This is a genomic window from Shewanella sp. GJ50-10, from assembly GCF_055808815.1.
Window position 1 is genome coordinate 2164503 of record NZ_JBVVSS010000001.1, and the last position, 19050, is coordinate 2183552.

Here is a 19050-nt window from a genome sequence, read left to right on the forward strand (position 1 = left end):
GAATAATACTGAAAGAAAACATCAAATAAATTAACAAGTTAACTAACTTCTTATCCCGAGTTCAGGTTATTTAAGTTTTAACGACTCAAGTTAATATTTATGTGTAGTAACAACGTATTTAATGACAAAAGTCAGACATAAAAAAAGGATGCCATTGGCATCCTTTTTTGTAATCGCTTATCGTTTTACTTAAGCATCAGCTTCTGGAGTATCTGTTGCATCATCTGCTGTATTCTCTACAGCTTGTGTTTCAGGTTGTTCACCTTCAACGCCTTCTGTTAACTCTTCTTCAGTTACTTCGATTTCGTCTAGTCTTTGCAAACCAACGACTTTCTCGTCTTCAGCAGTACGGATGATAGTCACACCTTGCGTGTTACGACCAATCAGTGACACACCACTTGAAGGAGTACGAACTAACGTGCCCTTGTTACTAATCAACATGATTTCTTCAGACTCAGTGACTTGTACAGCGCCAACAACTGCGCCATTACGTTCACTCACCTTAATAGAAACTACACCTTTAGTACCACGGCTCTTAGCTGGGTATTCAGAAAGGTCAGTACGCTTACCGTAACCATTTTCAGTCACAGTTAAGATAGAACCTTCTTCTTTAGGAATGATCATCGAAACGACTTTTTGACCATCTTCAAGTTTGATACCGCGAACACCTGTTGCTGTACGGCCCATTGGACGGATAGCAATTAAGTCTTCACCTGTTTCCGGATCTTTCTTCACTTCACCTGTTTCTGAATCACGTACTTTCTCGTTGAAACGAACGACTTTACCTTCATTCGAGAACAACATGATGTCATCACTACCATTAGTAATATCAACACCAATTAATTGATCATCATCTTTCAGGTTAACAGCAATAATGCCGTTTGCACGAGGATTACTATAAGCCGTTAATGCGGTTTTCTTAACTGTACCGTGCGCTGTTGCCATAACAATAAACTTATCATCAGCATATTCACGTACTGGTAAAATAGCAGTAATACGCTCACCATCAGATAATGGTAGTAAGTTAATGATTGGGCGACCACGTGCTGTTCGGCTTGCCAATGGTAATTGGTAAACTTTAAGCCAGTACATTTTACCGAAGTCAGAGAAACAAAGGATGGTGTCATGAGTGTTAGCAACGAGTAACTTCTCAACGAAATCTTCGTCTTTAACTTTAGTTGCTGCTTTACCTTTACCACCACGGCGTTGTGCTTGGTAGTCAGTCAGTGGCTGATACTTGGCATAACCCATATGTGATAATGTCACGACGACATCTTCTTCGTTAATTAAGTCTTCAAGACTCATATCAACTTCGTTTTGATTAATTACAGTACGTCGAGCATCACCGTATTGTTCTAATACTTCTTCTAGCTCTTCTTTGATGACTTCCATCAAACGTTCAGGGCTGCGAAGAATAAACAATAGACCAGCAATGAACTCTAATAACTCTTCATATTCAGCAAGAATTTTTTCATGTTCAAGACCAGTTAAGCGATGTAAACGTAATTCAAGGATCGCTTGTGCCTGTTGTTCAGTTAAGAAGTATTCGCCATCACGAATACCATACTCAGGCTCTAACCATTCTGGACGCGCTGCATCATCACCTGCTTTTTCAAGCATGCCTTGCACATTACCTAACTGCCAGCCTTGAGCAACTAATTTAACTTTTGCTTCAGCTGGAGTTGGTGATGCTTTAATTAACGCAATAATTGGATCAATGTTAGCAAGTGCAATCGCTAGTGCTTCAAGGATATGTGCACGTTCGCGAGCTTTACGTAATTCGAATACTGTTCTGCGAGTCACAACTTCACGACGGTGAAGAATAAAACACTCAAGCATTTCTTTTAGGTTAAACAGTTTCGGTTGACCATTTGTCAACGCAACCATGTTAATACCAAAAGAACACTGCATTTGTGTTTGAGCGTATAAGTTGTTTAGTACAACTTCGCCGACTTCACCACGTTTGATTTCAATAACAATGCGCATGCCGTCTTTATCAGACTCATCACGTAAACCACTGATACCTTCAATCTTCTTATCTTTAACAAGCTCAGCGATTTTTTCAATCAGACGTGCTTTGTTCACTTGATAAGGGATTTCTGTAACGATGATACGTTCGCGATTGTTTTCTTCTTCAATTTCTGCTTTTGAGCGCATAACAGCACGGCCGCGGCCAGTTTTGTATGCATCAATGATACCTTTACGGCCATTGATTGACGCAGCTGTAGGGAAGTCAGGTCCAGGAATGTATTCCATTAGCTGTTCAATTGAGAGACTAGGCTCTTCTATTAACGCTAAACAGCCTTGAACAACTTCATTGATATTGTGCGGCGGGATATTCGTCGCCATACCAACCGCAATACCAGATGAACCATTAATTAATAATGTCGGTACACGAGTCGGCAAAACCGCAGGGATATGTTCTGTACCATCATAGTTAGGTACATAATCCACGGTTTCTTTTTCTAAATCAGCTAGCAATGAATGAGCTAACTTCTCCATACGGATTTCGGTATAACGCATTGCCGCTGCTGAATCACCATCGACAGAACCGAAGTTACCTTGGCCGTCTACTAAGGTGTAACGCATTGAGAATGGTTGTGCCATACGTACGATTGTATCGTAAACAGCAGAGTCACCATGTGGGTGATACTTACCAATTACGTCACCAACAACACGAGCTGATTTTTTATAAGGCTTATTAAAGTCGTTCTTTAATTCGTTCATTGCAAAAAGCACACGACGGTGAACAGGTTTTAAACCGTCACGAACGTCGGGTAATGCACGACCTACGATTACACTCATTGCATAATCTAAATAAGAATTTTTTAGTTCGTCTTCGATGTTAATTGGCGAAATTGATGATGCCAGATCAGTCATAAACTGCTCGTTCCCCTAAAATTAGCGCACAATAATTATTCCATTTTATTGTGTAGCTCAAAAACGTGATTTGGCATTCTAACACAGATAAATAAAGTGGCTAGACCCTAGAACAACGAAAAGTTAAAGCAAGTGAAAAACTGAATAAAAACAGCAAGAATTAGTCAATATTGTTTAGGTTTCACTACTATTGAAATGCCCAAAAGCCGCTAATAAAACCTCGATGACTTTTTTATCAGCAATTACTGCCGAATATATAGGCAACTAGAAATGAATCTTGTTTCATCTCACTATGTTTCTTGTAATGGATGGTTATAATGCATGCAATAATCATAAATATATTATGGGTCCTTGCTATGTCGAACCAAGAACACACCACTCAACAGAATGTTGATCATCAAGAAATCGAAAAATTTGCCAAAATGGCAGAATCTTGGTGGGATCCAAATGGCGACTTTAAGCCATTACATCAATTAAACCCTTTACGATTAAATTATATTGATCAAACTAGCGGTGGCTTATTTGAAAAACAAGTTATCGATATTGGTTGTGGAGGCGGTATTTTGTCAGAAAGCATGGCAAAAATTGGTGCTAATGTGACGGGTTTAGATATGGGCGAGGCTCAAATTGAAGTCGCAAAGCTTCATGCCTTAGAAACTGGGGTGACCATCAATTACGATACCATGACTGCTGAAGAGCACGCTGCCACTCACGCAAATCATTATGATGTCGTCACTTGCATGGAAATGCTTGAACACGTGCCAGATCCATTATCAGTTATTCAAGCATGTTGTGACATGGTTAAGCCTGGTGGTCATGTTTTCTTTTCAACCATCAACCGAAGCATGATGTCATATATTCAGGCGATTGTCGGCGCTGAATATGTGTTAAAAATGCTTCCTGTCGGCACACACGATCACAGTAAGTTCATCAGACCATCCGAGCTAATAAACTTAGTTGATAATACCGACTTAATTTGTCGTGACGCATTAGGTATCACTTATAATCCTCTTTCAGGTGTATATAAGTACACTAACAAAGTCGATGTTAATTACATGATCGCCACTCAAAAGGTCGCTGACTAACCAAAGCAAGATTAAGATGCCATATCAAAAGGTAACGTCAATTCCGGCGTTACCCCCTTCTTAGCTCCAAATTAAACTTAATAATGTAATAGCTCGATAAACTTGTTAATACCACGAGGCATTTATGAATTCTATTAAAGCTGTGCTCTTTGATTTAGACGGCACCTTAGCTGATACTGCACCAGATTTAATCCATGCGTTAAATCTAAGCCTACTAGATCGTAAAATAGCACCTCAAAGTGTCGCAGCCCTGCGTTATTCGGCTTCACATGGCAGTCTTGCATTAGTTAAAGCCGGTGTGCCGCATCTTGATGAAACCACTCAACTTGAAATTCAGCAATCATTGTTGGGTTACTACAAAATGGTAAATGGTGAAAAAGCACGGTTATTTGAAGGATTTGATGTCTTTCTTGATTTATTGGACAGTAATGAAATTCCATTTGGCATTGTCACTAACAAGCAAGCAAAGTTTACTCGACCGCTTATTGATGCTTTAGGTTTAACTCATCGTGCAAAATCTATTATAAGTGGAGATTCAACTCAGCACCCTAAACCCCATACCGCTCCAATGTTTTTAGCTGCACAGCAAATTAATTGTAAACCTCATGAGATATTATATTTAGGCGACGCAGAACGTGACTTAGTTGCAGCTGACAATGCAGGGATGATAGGCGGAACAGCCTTGTGGGGGTATTTATCTGAATCAGATACTCCAGAGCAATGGCCAAGTAAAATTGAATTTAATACCGTTGCTGATCTGCACGATCTTTTTATAACAAAAGTGATTTCGTAACCATACTAATGTGTAATCAAAGTCATGTGTAATCAAAGTCATTGCAAAGTGGCGGCCATTAAATGGCCTTACTCAGCTTATAAAATCGTTAGTTAAACTAGCAACTCAAGCCCTATTTCATTTGAAGAAACTAAATCAGTTATACCTCCTATTAAGGCTTAAATCTGCATAGCAAACCTTAGATCAAAAAATCAAACTATTTTTATACCGAAACAATCGATCGCTGATTATTTTAGCGATCGAACCAGTGTGAATATTCGAACAAAAAAACGTCTAAACCGAAAAGTTAAAGCGTATTTTACGTTAGCAGGTTAGCTTTTACTAACTTGTTTCAATATACATAAGATATCCACAAGTTATTCAATAAAATCTTGCTTGCAAATAGTGAGTAACCTCACTATCTTGTATGTATAAAATTTAAAAACACCATATCTTGTGTGTGACATCACTAAGAGACACTAGCTTAAAACCTACGTATCTCGCTGTAACACTAGTATTTTTGTTAATATTATGTTGTGAATGCTTTTGGATGATCAGCTTACAAGGGAACGTAATGTGATTTATTGGCGATCGTAAGTAACACGATAGAAAAAGATCCAATGATAAATTACACCAATAAATATAGAACCAAGGCTTTTTAATGAACAGCAATATGACAGTCACTAAACGCAGTGGCGAACGCGAAAAAATTGATTTAGATAAAATTCATCGCGTTATCGAATGGGCAGCAAAAGGACTGAATAACGTTTCAGTTTCAGAAGTTGAATTACGCTCTCACCTGCAGTTTTTTGAAGGTATTCCAACTGAAGCTATTCACGAGACAATTATCAAAGCAGCAGCTGATTTAATTTCACCAGAATCACCTGATTACCAATTTCTGGCTGCTCGCTTAGCTGTATTTCATTTACGTAAAAAAGCTTTTGGCCAATTTGAACCACCTAAACTAATTGATCAAGTAAACCGTTTGGTAGAGCTTGGTAAATACGACAAACATATTATTGAAGACTATACAGCTGAAGAATTAACGATTCTTGATGGCTATATGGATCATTGGCGTGACATGGACTTCTCTTATGCTGCAGTAAAGCAATTAGAAGGCAAGTACCTAGTTCAAAACCGTGTCACTAACGAAATATACGAAAGTGCTCAGTTCTTATATATCTTGGTTGCGGCATGTTTATTTGCTAAATATCCTAAAGAAACTCGTCTTGATTACATCAAACGTTTTTATGATGCGGTATCTACCTTTAAGATTTCACTGCCAACTCCAATTATGGCAGGCGTACGTACTCCAACACGTCAGTTCAGCTCATGTGTATTGATTGAGTGTGACGATAGCCTAGATTCAATTAACGCGACGGCATCTTCTATTGTTAAGTATGTCAGCCAACGTGCAGGTATCGGTATTAACGCTGGTCGTATTCGTGCTTTAGGCAGTCCTATTAGAGGCGGTGAAGCATTCCACACAGGTTGTTTACCTTTTTACAAGTATTTCCAAACTGCGGTTAAGTCATGCTCACAAGGCGGCGTTCGTGGCGGCGCAGCAACCTTGTTCTACCCTATTTGGCATTTAGAAGTTGAATCGCTACTTGTCCTTAAGAATAACCGTGGTGTTGACGACAACCGTGTTCGTCATCTCGATTACGGCGTTCAATTAAACAAACTGATGTATCAGCGTTTAATTAAATCTCAAAACATCAGCTTATTCAGCCCATCTGACGTACCAGGTTTATACGATGCGTTCTTTGCTGATCAAACTGAATTCGAACGTCTGTATTTACAGTATGAAGCTGACACTAGCATTCGTCGTAAAGAGATAAAAGCCGTTGAACTATTTTCACTGATGATGCAAGAACGTGCGTCAACTGGTCGTATTTATATTCAAAACGTCGATCACTGTAATACCCACAGCCCATTCGACCCTAAAGTCGCGCCAATTAAGCAATCTAACCTTTGTTTAGAAATTGCTTTGCCAACTAAGCCAATGAAAAACATTGAAGATCCAAATGGTGAAATCGCCCTTTGTACTCTTTCAGCACTAAATCTTGGTGCTATCAATGACTTATCAGAATTAGAACCGCTAGCTGATTTAGCAGTTCGTGCACTTGATAACTTATTAGATTACCAAGACTACCCGATTATTTCGGCTCAGCTTGGTTCAATGAATCGTCGAACTCTAGGTATCGGTGTAATTAACTTTGCAAATTACCTAGCAAAAAATGGAATGAAATATTCTGATGGCTCAGGCAATAACTTGACCCATAAAACATTTGAAGCAATTCAGTTTTACTTATTAAAAGCTTCTATGAATTTAGCGAAAGAACAAGGTGCTTGTCCGTTATTTAACGAGACAACATACGCTGAAGGTATCTTGCCAATTGATACTTACAAACGTGACCTTGATAAAATTTGTAGTGAACCGCTTCATATGGATTGGGAAGGTTTACGCAGCGATATCCAGCAACATGGCCTACGTAACTCAACTTTGTCAGCGTTAATGCCTTCTGAAACGTCTTCACAGATTTCTAATGCGACCAACGGTATTGAACCTCCACGTGGGTTGATTAGTGTTAAAGCGAGTAAAGACGGTCAGTTAAAGCAAGTAGTACCAGACTTTGATGAACTAAAACATCAATATGAACTGCTTTGGAATATGCCAAACAACAATGGTTACTTAGAGTTAGTCGGCATTATGCAAAAGTTTATTGACCAAGCGATTTCGGCAAACACTAACTACGATCCGACACGTTTTGACGGTCAGAAAGTTCCGATGCAAACTTTGCTTAAAGATTTGCTAACAGCCTACAAATTAGGGGTTAAGACCCTTTACTATCACAACACTCGTGATGGTGCATCAGACAACTTAGACGACATCACTGTAGTCGAAAAAGAAGATGATGATTGTGCTGGCGGCGCTTGTAAGATTTAATCAATAATTTGCATACAATTGCGGGGAGTTTCCCCGCTTTTTTAGGATATATAAATGGCTTACTCTACTTTTTGTCAAACACCGAATAACGCAGTGAATGAACCAATGTTCATGGGCCAATCGGTTAATGTTGCGCGTTACGATCAACAAAAATATGAAGTTTTTGAAAAGTTAATTGAAAAGCAATTATCTTTTTTCTGGCGCCCAGAAGAAGTAGATGTAAGTAAAGATAAAATTGATTACCAAAGCTTACCTGAGCATGAGAAACACATTTTCATCTCAAACCTTAAATACCAAACATTATTGGATTCTATTCAAGGTCGTTCGCCTAACGTTGCCCTACTGCCATTAGTATCACTGCCAGAATTAGAAACATGGATTGAAACCTGGTCGTTTTCAGAGACCATTCACTCGCGTTCTTACACTCATATTATCCGTAATATTGTTAACGACCCATCTGTGGTATTTGACGATATCGTGGTAAATGAAGAAATTCTGAAGCGCGCCGGTGATATTGCACAATATTATGATGACCTTATTGAGTTGACTCAAATATTCAACTTACACGGTGAAGGCACTCATAATATCAATGGTAAAGAAATCGCGGTTAGTTCGCGTATTCTTAAAAAATCACTTTACCTTTGTATGATGTCAGTTAATGCATTAGAAGCGATTCGTTTCTATGTGAGCTTTGCTTGTTCGTTTGCTTTTGCAGAACGTAAGTTGATGGAAGGTAACGCTAAAATTATCCGCTTAATTGCCCGTGATGAAGCGTTACACCTTAATAGTACTCAGCACATTGTTAATATTATGCAAGGCGGCAAAGATGACCCAGAAATGGGTGAAATCGCTAAAGAATGTCATGACCAAGCTTATGACATCTTTTACAAAGCGGCAGAGCAAGAAAAAGAATGGGCACAATACCTGTTTAAAGATGGTTCAATGATTGGCCTTAATGAGCAAATTTTATGTCAGTATGTTGAATACATTACTAACCAACGTATGAAAGCCGTAAACCTGCCACAACCATACCCAGAGCAATCTAACCCGCTTCCATGGATGAAAAACTGGCTAGAAAGTGATGCTGTACAAGTTGCACCGCAGGAAGTTGAAGTTTCATCTTATTTAGTCGGTCAGATTGACTCGGCTGTAGACAGTGATGAGTTTTCTGACTTTGACCTATAAGCCCAACTTTAAAAAAGCACCCATTGTTAGTTTAAATGGCGAGCCTGTGTTGCTGTTCAATCAGCAGCAACACACTCTGCTTGAAGTACTAGAAATAAAAAAAGTGAATGTATTCTCTGAATGCAGAAATGGCTTTTGTGGTGCCTGCAAAACAACAGTTAACAAAGGCAGTGTGCGTTATCTCACTAAGCCTTTGGTTGAACTGAAAGACAATGAATGTTTACCTTGTTGTTGTGTGCCAGATTCTAACTTAGATCTTGATTTAACCACTGATGAACCAAGCAACCTTTATGTTCAACACAACAAGTCAGTGGTCATTCTAGATTGATAGAGTAGATTGATAAAATTAGCTTAATATAGTTAGTTTGGTATCAGTATTACTCCAAAGCAATATCATTCAAACCCAGCTATAATAAACCTTTATCCATAATTTTTTGTTCATAAATTATAACTATAGACCTGCTTAATGATCCAGCAGTACTAACGAGCACGTTTTGCTTTTTTAGCTTCAATAAACATCTTATCGACTTCGCCAAACATCCAGTTCATGATATTACCTGCACCTTTATCTCGACGTTTAACTAATCCCATTTCAATCAATATCGAATCAGGTATGTGGTAACAACTCAACTCTTTTATCTCACCTGAATACCAAGACGAATCAGCAATATGCTCAGGCACAAGCGCCCAGCCTAAGCCTCTAACAACTAAAGAGGTTATATGATAATAGCTATCAACGTGCCAGCAGTTTGCCGATATGGCCTTGCTAGCTGTTTGTAAGTCACAAATGACTAACTGTCTATACTGATTCAACTCTGCGATATTAGGCACTGGGATTTCAGCTAATGGATGATCTACTGACACGATCAATGAATGATGAAAACTGTCGATACTAAAAAACTCTAACCGTTCGCATAATTGCTCTCCTCTAAATAATACACCGAGATCAGCTTTACCATCGTCTACCCACTGAGCAATATCATCTCTTGATCCATTAAGAATGGTCAACTTTAACAAAGGAAATGTCATTGCAGTTTTAATATAAAACTCTTCAAAAATAGAAATTGGCACAGCCTCATCAATTGCAATGGTTAGGGCTAACTCATCTTCAGTCTGTACCGTCATCGCTCTTGAATTTAATCGCTCACACTGTGCTAGCACAGCGTTTGCTTCAATAAACATCTGCTGGCCTTGCTCTGTTAAAATAGGCGTGCGACCTGCTCTATCAAACAACTTGAATCCTAAATCAATTTCTAAATTGGCAACCGCGGTACTCACACGTGACTGGGCTTTACCTAAAGTCCGCGCCGCCGCAGAAAACGAGCCCGTATTAACAGCTGCAACAAAGGCTTGTAATTGCTCTATTGACCAATTCATTTTAACTCCATAAGATTCAAAGAAATTACCTATCCGAATATCGGATAGATTCCAACTTTATTCTATCTTATAAATAGCAATAATACGCAACATTAGTATGTAGAATAATTTTGAGTGTGGATCATGTCTAACGTTAAACCTAAGCTATCGACCTTAACCGTCAGCCAGCATTTTTGGAAATATGCCATTCCATCAATCGCAGCCATGTTAGTCAGCGGTCTTTATCAAATCATCGACGGTATTTTCGTCGGTCATTATATTGGTTTTGAAGGTTTAGCAGGCATTAATATGGCTTGGCCTGTTATCTGCTGTATTGCTGGTGTGGGGATGATGCTCGGCATGGGTGGTGGTAGTTTGCTATCCATCAGTCGCGGCGAAAACAAACCTAAAGATGGTCAACGTGTATTAAATAACGCAGTCGCATTGATTGTTATCCTTAGTGTCCTTGCTGCTGTGTTTATACATTATTTAGGTGAATCATTACTGCTACTGCAGTCTGCAAATGGGGCGAACTTTGATATGGCGATGAACTATATCGAGGTGTTTGCCTACGGGGCATTTTTTACCGCCGCCGCTACAGCATTCCCTTTGCTAGTGCGTAATGATGAAAACCCTAGTATTGCAACCAAATTACTGATTATTGGTGCAACACTAAACATTGTTTTGGATTATCTACTGATAGCTGTATACCCGTTAGGATTAAAAGGCGCTGCTATTGCAACGCTTTTATCACAAGCAACCGTGGTTGTGCTTGGGTTTAGTTATTTTCTCTCATCACATGCCAATACACGAATTAAATTTGAACTCCGTTTATTAAGCCCAAAGCAAATGAAGCACATTATTGTTTTAGGTAGTTCTAGCTTATTCATGTTCTTGTATTTCAGTTTTATCATTGCACTGCATAATTATCTGTTCATGAAGTTCGGCTCTGCAGTACATGTCGCTGCATTTGCTATTGTTGGTTATGTAGCAACGACTTTCTTTTTACTTGCTGAAGGTATTGCTGGCGGTATGCAACCACCTGTAAGTTATTACTATGGCGCTAAACAGATAGGCAACATCAAAGCCACTGTAAAACTGGCTGTAAAGGTTATTGTTATATTGGCGTTATCTACGCTGACCATTATTAATATATTTCCTGAATTTGTAATCGGCTTTTTTAGCAGTGAAGATAAAGTATTAATGGCAGAAACGTTAGTGGGTATGCGCCTGCATTTATTTGCACTGGTATTAGATGGGCTCATATTTATCGCTACCATGTACTTCATGGCGGTAAACCAAGGTGGTCGCTCTTTGACTATTTCCTTAGGCAACATGCTGATCCAAATTCCTTTCCTATTAATGTTGCCATCAATATTAGGAGTTAACGGAATCTGGCTATCTGTTCCTTTATCGAACGTTGCTTTATGTATTCTTTTGTCACCATTAATATTTAATGAAATTAAAAGAGTAAACAATTTAAAAGCTGGTAACGCTATCAATGTTGATGCTAGTACAGCTAAACAGGTAAACGCTATCATTTAACTTTATGTCTTGATGAAGGCTACATAGCAGCTGAGCTTTTGGTATTTAAGGAGTAGTATCAGGCATTCACATTGTGATTTTGACAAGTCTAGTGTGAATGCCAAGGATAAGGATAAGGATAAGGGAATAACAAGTAGAAAATATCATCTATAAGATTTAAATAGATTAACACTACAACCTATTGTTATTAAGCAATAATATTATTCAAATAACATCTCAGTTGTAGATAACCTATTTTAAGATAAGCTTGTTTAAATAGCCCCTAAATCTGAAATATTAACAGTGTTTTTGCCATTGCTTTTCGCCAGATACAAACATTTATCAGCAGTTTTAATGAGTTTTTCTACTCGTTTCATCGTATGACACTGTTTTGCTTCACTGATCCCAATACTGACAGTCACAGCAAACACACTCTCATCTACTTTGAACTCTAATTGCTCAAACCTAGTTCTAATGGTTTCAGCTAGTTCAGACACATGAGTAATATCCAGTCTAGGAATAAAACCAATAAACTCCTCGCCTCCCCATCGGCCAACGGCACCTTGATTATCTTCAAAAACACCTTTGATTATAACAGCTAACGCTTTTATGACTTTGTCACCACTATGATGGCCGTAGGTATCATTAACCAGTTTAAAATCATCAATGTCTAACAACAGACAAGTTAAATCAACAGAGTCACCCAAATACTCATTCAACCAATCATAAATAGCACTTCGATTAAAAATATCCGTTAATTCATCATGAGTCGCTTTATATGCCAGTTCTCTCTCGAGCTGCACTTTATCAGTCACATCTTCTATCACAACTTGAACAGCAGGCTCACCATCCCATTCGATTAAGTTATCGTAAACATTGAAAAAACGACTGGAACCATCAAAACAATTATTTTCTACCACACTGGTACTTCCAACGGTATTTCCGGAAATAATTTCTTGATAATGTTGTTTAGCTAGATCTTGATATTGCTGCGGGATTAATATTAGAACCGAATCAATACTCATGACTTGTTCTTTGGAATTTGCTCTCAATAGTTTCACACATGCATCATTAATCATTAAAGGTTTAAAGTTTCGGTGTACCATAATTCCTTGGCCCGAATCGGTGATTAACCTTTTAAACATTAAGTCTTGCTCTCTTATCCGTTTATTCGCCTCGATTAAAACCGATAAGTCTATCACTGTGACTTGCAAAGCGGGTTTTCCATGCCATTGAATTAAATGGTCAACAGAAAACACAGTAAATTCTCGACCGTTTCTATCAATATTGGTAAATGTATGACCTCGTGGATACATCTTACCAGCGACAATATTATGATAATTTTGAGTTGCTAACTTATGTATATCAACGGGAAGTAAATCAAGAAACGAATCGATATGACTCAACAGCGATTCTGGTGATTCATATCCATAAATTTTGGCATAAACCTCGTCAACATGAACAGCGTTCATGTCTTGAATAATGATGACACCATAACTTGATTCAATATTGATTTGTGGCATATAAATTATATGTAAAACACTCTTTATAAGTTTAATTAATGTCAATTATAGTCGTTAATAGATAAATTCAACCAGTTGATATTATTTGATTGTCCTAATGACTGTCTTTATTAGTTATCGTAATGCAAACAAAAAAGCAGCGTGAATACGCTGCTTTTATCTGTGATGATTTGATCCATTATCCGTAGGTGTAACTCGCACCTAAACCTAAAGGAAAACCAATTGACCAATAAATTAATAGCCAAGCACTCCAAATAGATAATAGCGCCAAGCTAAATGGCAACATCATCGAAATCAAGGTTCCTATCCCAATTCCCTTTACATAACGCTGACAGTAAACAACAACCAGAGGGAAATAAGGCATAAGTGGCGTAATGATATTTGAGCTTGAATCACCAATACGATAAGCCGCTTGCGATAAGTCTGGGCTGATATTTAACTGCATTAACATTGGTACTAACACAGGGCCAATTAGCGCCCATTTCGCAGATGAAGAACCAACAAACAGATTTACAAAACCAACTAAGATAATCATCCCTACAACGGTCACTTCAGCTGGTAAGTTTAATGCTTTAAGCCCCCCAGCACCTTCCACAGCAATCAAAGCTCCTAAGTTTGAGGCAGAAAAAGCCGCTACAAACTGAGCACAGAAAAATGCCATCACAATATAGTGAGACATGCCACTCATTGACTTCGACATCGCCTGCACAACATCTGAAGACGTTTTAAAACTACCTGTCATGTAGCCATACACTAAACCAGGTAACATAAAGAAGATGAAAATTAACGGCACAATTGATTGCATTAATGGGGCACTAAAGCTAGTTAGCGAACCGTTTGCATCACGCAGCGTAGACGTTTCAGGGATCGTTAATGAAAAGAAACCCACTATTGCAGCTAACATCACAGCCGAAGCGATTCTGAAAGCTTTCATTTCTTTATCGCTAGCTTCATCCATCGCCGGTAAGTCAACTTCATCACGGTTAACTTTATGAGACTTATTCAGTCTAGGCTCTAGAATTTTATCCGTTAAATACCAAATAACTAGCGTAATTGGAATACATGAAGATGCTGCAAAGAACCAGTTATTTAAAGGGTTTACTTGGATCTCTGGGTCAACAATTTGCGCTGCCGCTTGGGTAAAACTCTGCAGTAAAGGATCGATTCCAGAAGGAATAAAGTTAGCACAAAAACCGCCAGAAACGCCGGCAAACGCCGCTGCAATACCTGCTAAAGGATGACGACCTACTGTAAAGAAAATAACGCCGGCTAACGGTATAACCACTACGTAGCCTGCATCAGTTGCGGTATGTGAAATAATACCTACAAGCACAACTGCTGGTGTTAAAAACTTTGCAGGAGTTACTTTCAGCATTTGCTTCAGCGCAGTATTAATAAAGCCTGACTGCTCAGCAATCCCCACACCTAACATCGCAACTAAAACAACACCTAAAGGAGCAAATGCAGTGAAAGTCGTTACCATCGAAGTCAAAAAGTGCGTTAACGCATCTGCACTTAATAAATTATTGACTTCAATAGGGTTATTGGTTCTTGGATCGATTGCTTCAAAGTTAACGCCCGAAAGTAATGCTGAGATAACCCAAACTGCAAACATTAAAATTAAAAATAACATAGCCGGATCTGGGAGTTTATTTCCCACTCTTTCGATGCTATCCAACGCTCTACCTAGTAATCCCGGAGTTTTCTCCGCAGAGTCACTTTTCATCGTCATCACTTCCTACCTTGTCAGTATTTGGCAAGTTGCTGTGCAAATTAAATAAAAATTATTGCACAAACAATCACCGAAAATCTGTTTAATATAATTTTTAGCCCTAAAGAATAAACAAAGAGTCTGTAATCAAACTTAAATTCAAACCTAAGTAGTACATAAAACAGTCACTTAATGGACAAAATAAAACTGGATTTTTGAAAGTGAGAACTAGGGCCTGTTGATCTTTGCTGGTTAAGTTTTGTTCTAAATAAAAGCGTTTTAATTGAGGCGGATGGATTGATGCCTAGTCATCTAAGCACCTCTTCATTCATATAGACTCATCCAACAAAGAGTTAAACGCTTTTAGTCGAACCCTTTGGGCAGCGTTTGTTGGCCACTTTTACTGCGTTATCGACTTTTTATGTAGAATAACTACACCGCAAAGTCTCTACCTTGTATAAATGGCCAACAATTCGCTGCAAAAACAACCTTGAAAGATCAACAGGCCCTAAGACACTTGCAAGAATTTACTGTTGATAAATACCAAAAATGAAAATTAATAAAAAGAGAGCAAACGCCCTCTTTGATAATTCAGACAACATTACCCTACCAAGGTAAAGTTTGACCGTTTGAATGCTTAAATACACCTGACGAGTCCATATCTAAATCATTAATGAGACCCACAATTCGGCCTGCAGATTCTATGGCTGAAATATCACCACCATGGTTCACCATATCCGTTTGCACGTAACCTGGATGATAAATTCCCACAGCAATATTCTTATCGGCTAAGTCATGACTTAACGACATAGACGCAGCATTTAACGCCGCTTTCGACATCCGGTATCCATAGCGACCACCAGAAGTATTATCTTCAATTGATCCCATACGCGAGGTGATCATAGCAATCTTACCACCCGCATTAAGTTGATTCTGTAAACTAGCAACGACCCTTAACGGCGCAACAGCATTGACTTCAAACTGTTGTCTGATGGTATCTATATTAAGGTGAGATAATTGCTCATCCCTTAAAATACCCGCGTTACATATCAACACATCGATAGCAACGCCTGCTAACGAAGTATCCATGTTATGGATACCTTCATCGGTAGCGACATCAATTTGAGTAATCACATTAATATCTAATGCTTCTAGTTCGTCAGAAGTGTGGCGACATAACCCAAATACCTTGCATCCTTGTTGTTTAAACAAACTTGCTAATGCTAAACCAATGCCCCTATTGGCACCTGTAATCACAACGTTAGACATTTCTATATCCTATAAAAATAAGTTAAATCAATCATAAAAACGAGTAAGTAAAAATTTAATACAAAAAGTATCAATAAAATTTGCACATACCAAGGCCTAAATTAATGCCATCTCTAGTTGTATAACCATAACCTTGATAGAACGACTCTTTACCTTTTACAGATAATAACCCGACCGTTGCGCCTTTATTTACTGTATTTGAGAGGTAAGATTCAATACCTTGCATAATAAAGTCACCGAAACCCTTGCCCTGTTCCGCTTGAATCACCACCACATCTTGAATATAAAAAAATAACGCCCCATCACCAATCACTCTTCCATAGGCTAACAACACTCCATCACGGTAAATACCGATATGAAATAAAGAATTAACCAGACTAAACTGCGCTAAGGTAACGTCCACTTCACCCCATCCAGCATCTTTTCGTAGCTCATTAAATTGGCTTACGCTTGGACTGCTGACACTGAAATTTAAGTTTTGATCCTGATGTGTGTTTTTTATTGAGCCATCGAACAGGTTTTGTATTGTTTGCTGGTTCATATATCGCTTCCACTAAGATGCTCGATAACTAATATAACTGATGAACTAACAAAACAAAAAACCTAGCAAAAGGCTAGGTTTTTATCGACAACTAAGTGATTTAATACAGGGTTAAATCGTCATGGCCAGCTCAGCACCCTGGCGAATTGCACGTTTTGCATCAAGTTCAGCAGCAACGTCAACCCCACCAATTAAGTGAACTGGAAGCCCAGTGGCTTTCATATCATCAACTAATGTGCGGTTTGATTCTTGGCCTGCACACAAGACGACATTATCAACAGCGAGAATTTCAGACTGTTCACCGACTTTAATATGTAAACCTTGTTCATCAAACTTTTCGTAGCTCACACCGGTTTTCATTTTAACTTGGTGTTGTTTCAATACACTACGATGGATCCAACCTGTAGTTTTCCCTAAACCTTTACCCATTTTAGTGGTTTTACGTTGCAGTAAGTGCACTTCACGTAATGGCTTATGTTGCTGAACATCCATTAACCCACCTGCATGTTCGTAGTCCTTATCAATACCCCATTGTTTAAGCCATTTATCAGGCTGTAATGTGGTTGACTCTTGTTCGCACAAGAAATGGGCTATATCAAAACCAATCCCGCCAGCACCAATTAAGGCGACCTTTTCACCAATATACACTTCGCCTTTTAGTACCTGCTGATAATCAACCACTCTTGGATTATCAAAACCAGGTAAATCTAGTGCACGAGGTACTACACCTGATGCAATAATCACTTCATCAAATTTTTCTTGAGTAAACACTTCCGCATCTAAACGTGTGTTAAGGCGTAATTCAACATTATTCAGTTTCATTTGATTAGTGAAATAGCGGATTGTTTCATCAAACTCTTCTTTACCAGGAATTTTACGGGCTAAATTAAACTGACCGCCAACTTCTGGTTTAGCTTCAAAAACAACTACTTCATGACCGCGGGATGCCGCATAAACAGAAAACGCCATACCTGCAGGGCCAGCGCCCATAACAGCTAAACGTTTTTTATTTAGTGTTGGGGTGAAATTAATTTCGGTCTCATAACAAGCACGAGGGTTAACTAAACATGTAGCACGCTTTAACGAGAATGTATGATCTAAACAAGCTTGGTTACAGCCAATACAAGTGTTAATTAACTCACTGGTTCCAGCCGCCGCTTTGTTTACAAACTCTGCATCAGCAAGGAATGGACGCGCCATTGACACCATATCTGCTTGACCAGAAGCAATAATAGATTCACCGATTTCAGGCGTATTGATACGGTTTGTAGCAATCAAAGGTACAGATACCTCAGATTTCAGTTTTTCAGTAACCCAAGAAAATGCTCCACGAGGAACGCTAGTAGAAATCGTTGGAACGCGCGCTTCATGCCAGCCAATGCCCGTGTTGATGATGCTAACACCCGCTTTTTCAAGCCATTTAGCCAGTTTGACGACTTCATCCCAAGTCGAACCGTTATCAACTAAATCCAGCATTGAAAGACGGAAAATAATAATAAAATCATTACCAACTTTTTCACGTATCGCTTTAATTATTTCAAGTGGAAAGCGAGCGCGCTGAATAAAGCCACCACCCCACTCATCGGTACGTGTATTAGTACGTGAACTAATAAATTGGTTAATCAAATAACCTTCAGAGCCCATGACTTCAACACCGTCATATCCTGCTTTTTTAGCTAGTTTGGCGCTGGTGGCGTAATCGTCTATCGTCCCTCTTACCTGTCTTGCAGACATTTTAGATGGCGTAAAGGGAGTGATTGGTGACTTAATTTTACTCGGAGCTTGAGTGAAAGGATGATAACCATAACGACCTGCATGCAATATTTGCATACAGATTTTGCCGTCTGCTTCATGAACAGCATCAGTTACAATGCGATGTTTACGCACTTGCCACGGAAAACTTAACTGACAAGCATGTGGCGCTAAGCGGCCACGAAAATTCGGTGCAATACCACCAGTGACAATCAAACCACAGCCACCCGCTGCTCGTTCTTTATAAAATGCGGCCAGTTTCTCAAATCCGCCCTTTTCTTCTTCTAGACCTGTGTGCATTGAGCCCATCAGCACTCTGTTCTTTAACTGAGTGAAGCCTAAATCTAAGGGTTCTAATAAATGTGGGAACGACATTCAAACATCCTTTTTAAACAAGTGATTTAAACTAGCATACAACGTGTAATTAATAAGCTCAATGCTTTAACAAGGCTATTGTTAAAAACCGTTACAATTCAATTTACCAAAGCCGCTCATAATCAGT

13 protein-coding genes are annotated in these 19050 nt (G+C 38.8%); 6 read left to right on the plus strand and 7 right to left on the minus strand.

Going from position 1 to position 19050, the window contains the following annotated elements:
• Positions 1-189: 189 nt before the first annotated feature.
• On the minus strand, positions 190-2880 hold the full coding sequence (gyrA, locus tag AC0L4E_RS09060; RefSeq protein ID WP_473678927.1) for a DNA gyrase subunit A: 2691 nt from the start codon (positions 2878-2880) through the stop codon (positions 190-192).
• Positions 2881-3236: 356 nt separating this feature from the next.
• On the opposite strand from gyrA, the gene ubiG reads away from it, so the two are divergent.
• The 5 genes from ubiG to yfaE all read left to right on the plus strand — a co-directional run bounded on the left by ubiG (position 3237) and on the right by yfaE (position 9200).
• Entirely contained in the window at positions 3237-3965 is a 729-nt protein-coding gene (ubiG, locus tag AC0L4E_RS09065) for a bifunctional 2-polyprenyl-6-hydroxyphenol methylase/3-demethylubiquinol 3-O-methyltransferase UbiG (protein ID WP_473678928.1), read from the plus strand.
• A gap of 124 nt (positions 3966-4089) precedes the next feature.
• Positions 4090-4758 (plus strand): HAD family hydrolase, encoded by a 669-nt coding sequence (locus AC0L4E_RS09070; protein WP_473678929.1) that lies wholly within the window; start codon positions 4090-4092, stop codon positions 4756-4758.
• 640 nt (positions 4759-5398) lie between these two features.
• Positions 5399-7687, plus strand: coding sequence for a class 1a ribonucleoside-diphosphate reductase subunit alpha (gene nrdA / locus AC0L4E_RS09075; RefSeq protein WP_473678930.1), 2289 nt, complete (start codon positions 5399-5401; stop codon positions 7685-7687).
• Positions 7688-7741: 54 nt separating this feature from the next.
• Positions 7742-8872 carry a class Ia ribonucleoside-diphosphate reductase subunit beta gene (gene nrdB / locus AC0L4E_RS09080; protein WP_473678931.1) on the plus strand — a complete coding sequence of 377 codons (1131 nt, stop codon included), beginning with the start codon at positions 7742-7744 and terminating at the stop codon, positions 8870-8872.
• Positions 8847-9200 carry a class I ribonucleotide reductase maintenance protein YfaE gene (gene yfaE, locus AC0L4E_RS09085; protein ID WP_473678932.1) on the plus strand — a complete coding sequence of 118 codons (354 nt, stop codon included), beginning with the start codon at positions 8847-8849 and terminating at the stop codon, positions 9198-9200. The genes nrdB and yfaE overlap by 26 nt, the downstream gene beginning before the upstream one ends.
• Before the next feature lie 152 nt (positions 9201-9352).
• On the opposite strand, the gene AC0L4E_RS09090 is transcribed toward yfaE, so the two are convergent.
• Positions 9353-10249 (minus strand): LysR family transcriptional regulator, encoded by an 897-nt coding sequence (locus AC0L4E_RS09090; RefSeq protein WP_473678933.1) that lies wholly within the window; start codon positions 10247-10249, stop codon positions 9353-9355.
• A gap of 123 nt (positions 10250-10372) precedes the next feature.
• Here AC0L4E_RS09090 and AC0L4E_RS09095 point away from each other — a divergent pair, with 123 nt between their 5' ends.
• On the plus strand, positions 10373-11773 hold the full coding sequence (locus tag AC0L4E_RS09095) for an MATE family efflux transporter (protein ID WP_473678934.1): 1401 nt from the start codon (positions 10373-10375) through the stop codon (positions 11771-11773).
• Between the two features lie 251 nt (positions 11774-12024).
• Here AC0L4E_RS09095 and AC0L4E_RS09100 read toward each other — a convergent pair whose 3' ends face one another.
• The 5 genes from AC0L4E_RS09100 to AC0L4E_RS09120 all read right to left on the minus strand — a co-directional run bounded on the left by AC0L4E_RS09100 (position 12025) and on the right by AC0L4E_RS09120 (position 18923).
• Complete coding sequence (locus tag AC0L4E_RS09100) at positions 12025-13320, minus strand: sensor domain-containing diguanylate cyclase (RefSeq protein WP_473678935.1); 1296 nt, start codon at positions 13318-13320, stop codon at positions 12025-12027.
• A 133-nt stretch (positions 13321-13453) separates the two neighbouring features.
• Complete coding sequence (locus tag AC0L4E_RS09105) at positions 13454-15001, minus strand: AbgT family transporter (RefSeq protein ID WP_473681580.1); 1548 nt, start codon at positions 14999-15001, stop codon at positions 13454-13456.
• A 591-nt stretch (positions 15002-15592) separates the two neighbouring features.
• Positions 15593-16255, minus strand: a complete 663-nt coding sequence (locus AC0L4E_RS09110) for an SDR family oxidoreductase (RefSeq protein WP_473678936.1) — start codon at positions 16253-16255, stop codon at positions 15593-15595.
• A gap of 70 nt (positions 16256-16325) precedes the next feature.
• A complete protein-coding gene (locus AC0L4E_RS09115) occupies positions 16326-16796 on the minus strand; it encodes a GNAT family N-acetyltransferase (protein ID WP_473678937.1) in 471 nt (156 codons plus the stop codon).
• Between the two features lie 111 nt (positions 16797-16907).
• Positions 16908-18923 (minus strand): oxidoreductase, encoded by a 2016-nt coding sequence (locus tag AC0L4E_RS09120; protein ID WP_473678938.1) that lies wholly within the window; start codon positions 18921-18923, stop codon positions 16908-16910.
• Positions 18924-19050 lie beyond the last annotated feature (127 nt).

Coding starts and splice junctions, on each gene's coding strand:
- gyrA (WP_473678927.1), bottom strand. CDS start 2,880: ATGACTGATCTGGCATCATCAATTTCGCCAATTAACATCGAAGACGAA.
- ubiG (WP_473678928.1), top strand. CDS start 3,237: ATGTCGAACCAAGAACACACCACTCAACAGAATGTTGATCATCAAGAA.
- AC0L4E_RS09070 (WP_473678929.1), top strand. CDS start 4,090: ATGAATTCTATTAAAGCTGTGCTCTTTGATTTAGACGGCACCTTAGCT.
- nrdA (WP_473678930.1), top strand. CDS start 5,399: ATGAACAGCAATATGACAGTCACTAAACGCAGTGGCGAACGCGAAAAA.
- nrdB (WP_473678931.1), top strand. CDS start 7,742: ATGGCTTACTCTACTTTTTGTCAAACACCGAATAACGCAGTGAATGAA.
- yfaE (WP_473678932.1), top strand. CDS start 8,847: ATGAGTTTTCTGACTTTGACCTATAAGCCCAACTTTAAAAAAGCACCC.
- AC0L4E_RS09090 (WP_473678933.1), bottom strand. CDS start 10,249: ATGAATTGGTCAATAGAGCAATTACAAGCCTTTGTTGCAGCTGTTAAT.
- AC0L4E_RS09095 (WP_473678934.1), top strand. CDS start 10,373: ATGTCTAACGTTAAACCTAAGCTATCGACCTTAACCGTCAGCCAGCAT.
- AC0L4E_RS09105 (WP_473681580.1), bottom strand. CDS start 15,001: ATGAAAAGTGACTCTGCGGAGAAAACTCCGGGATTACTAGGTAGAGCG.
- AC0L4E_RS09110 (WP_473678936.1), bottom strand. CDS start 16,255: ATGTCTAACGTTGTGATTACAGGTGCCAATAGGGGCATTGGTTTAGCA.
- AC0L4E_RS09115 (WP_473678937.1), bottom strand. CDS start 16,796: ATGAACCAGCAAACAATACAAAACCTGTTCGATGGCTCAATAAAAAAC.
- AC0L4E_RS09120 (WP_473678938.1), bottom strand. CDS start 18,923: ATGTCGTTCCCACATTTATTAGAACCCTTAGATTTAGGCTTCACTCAG.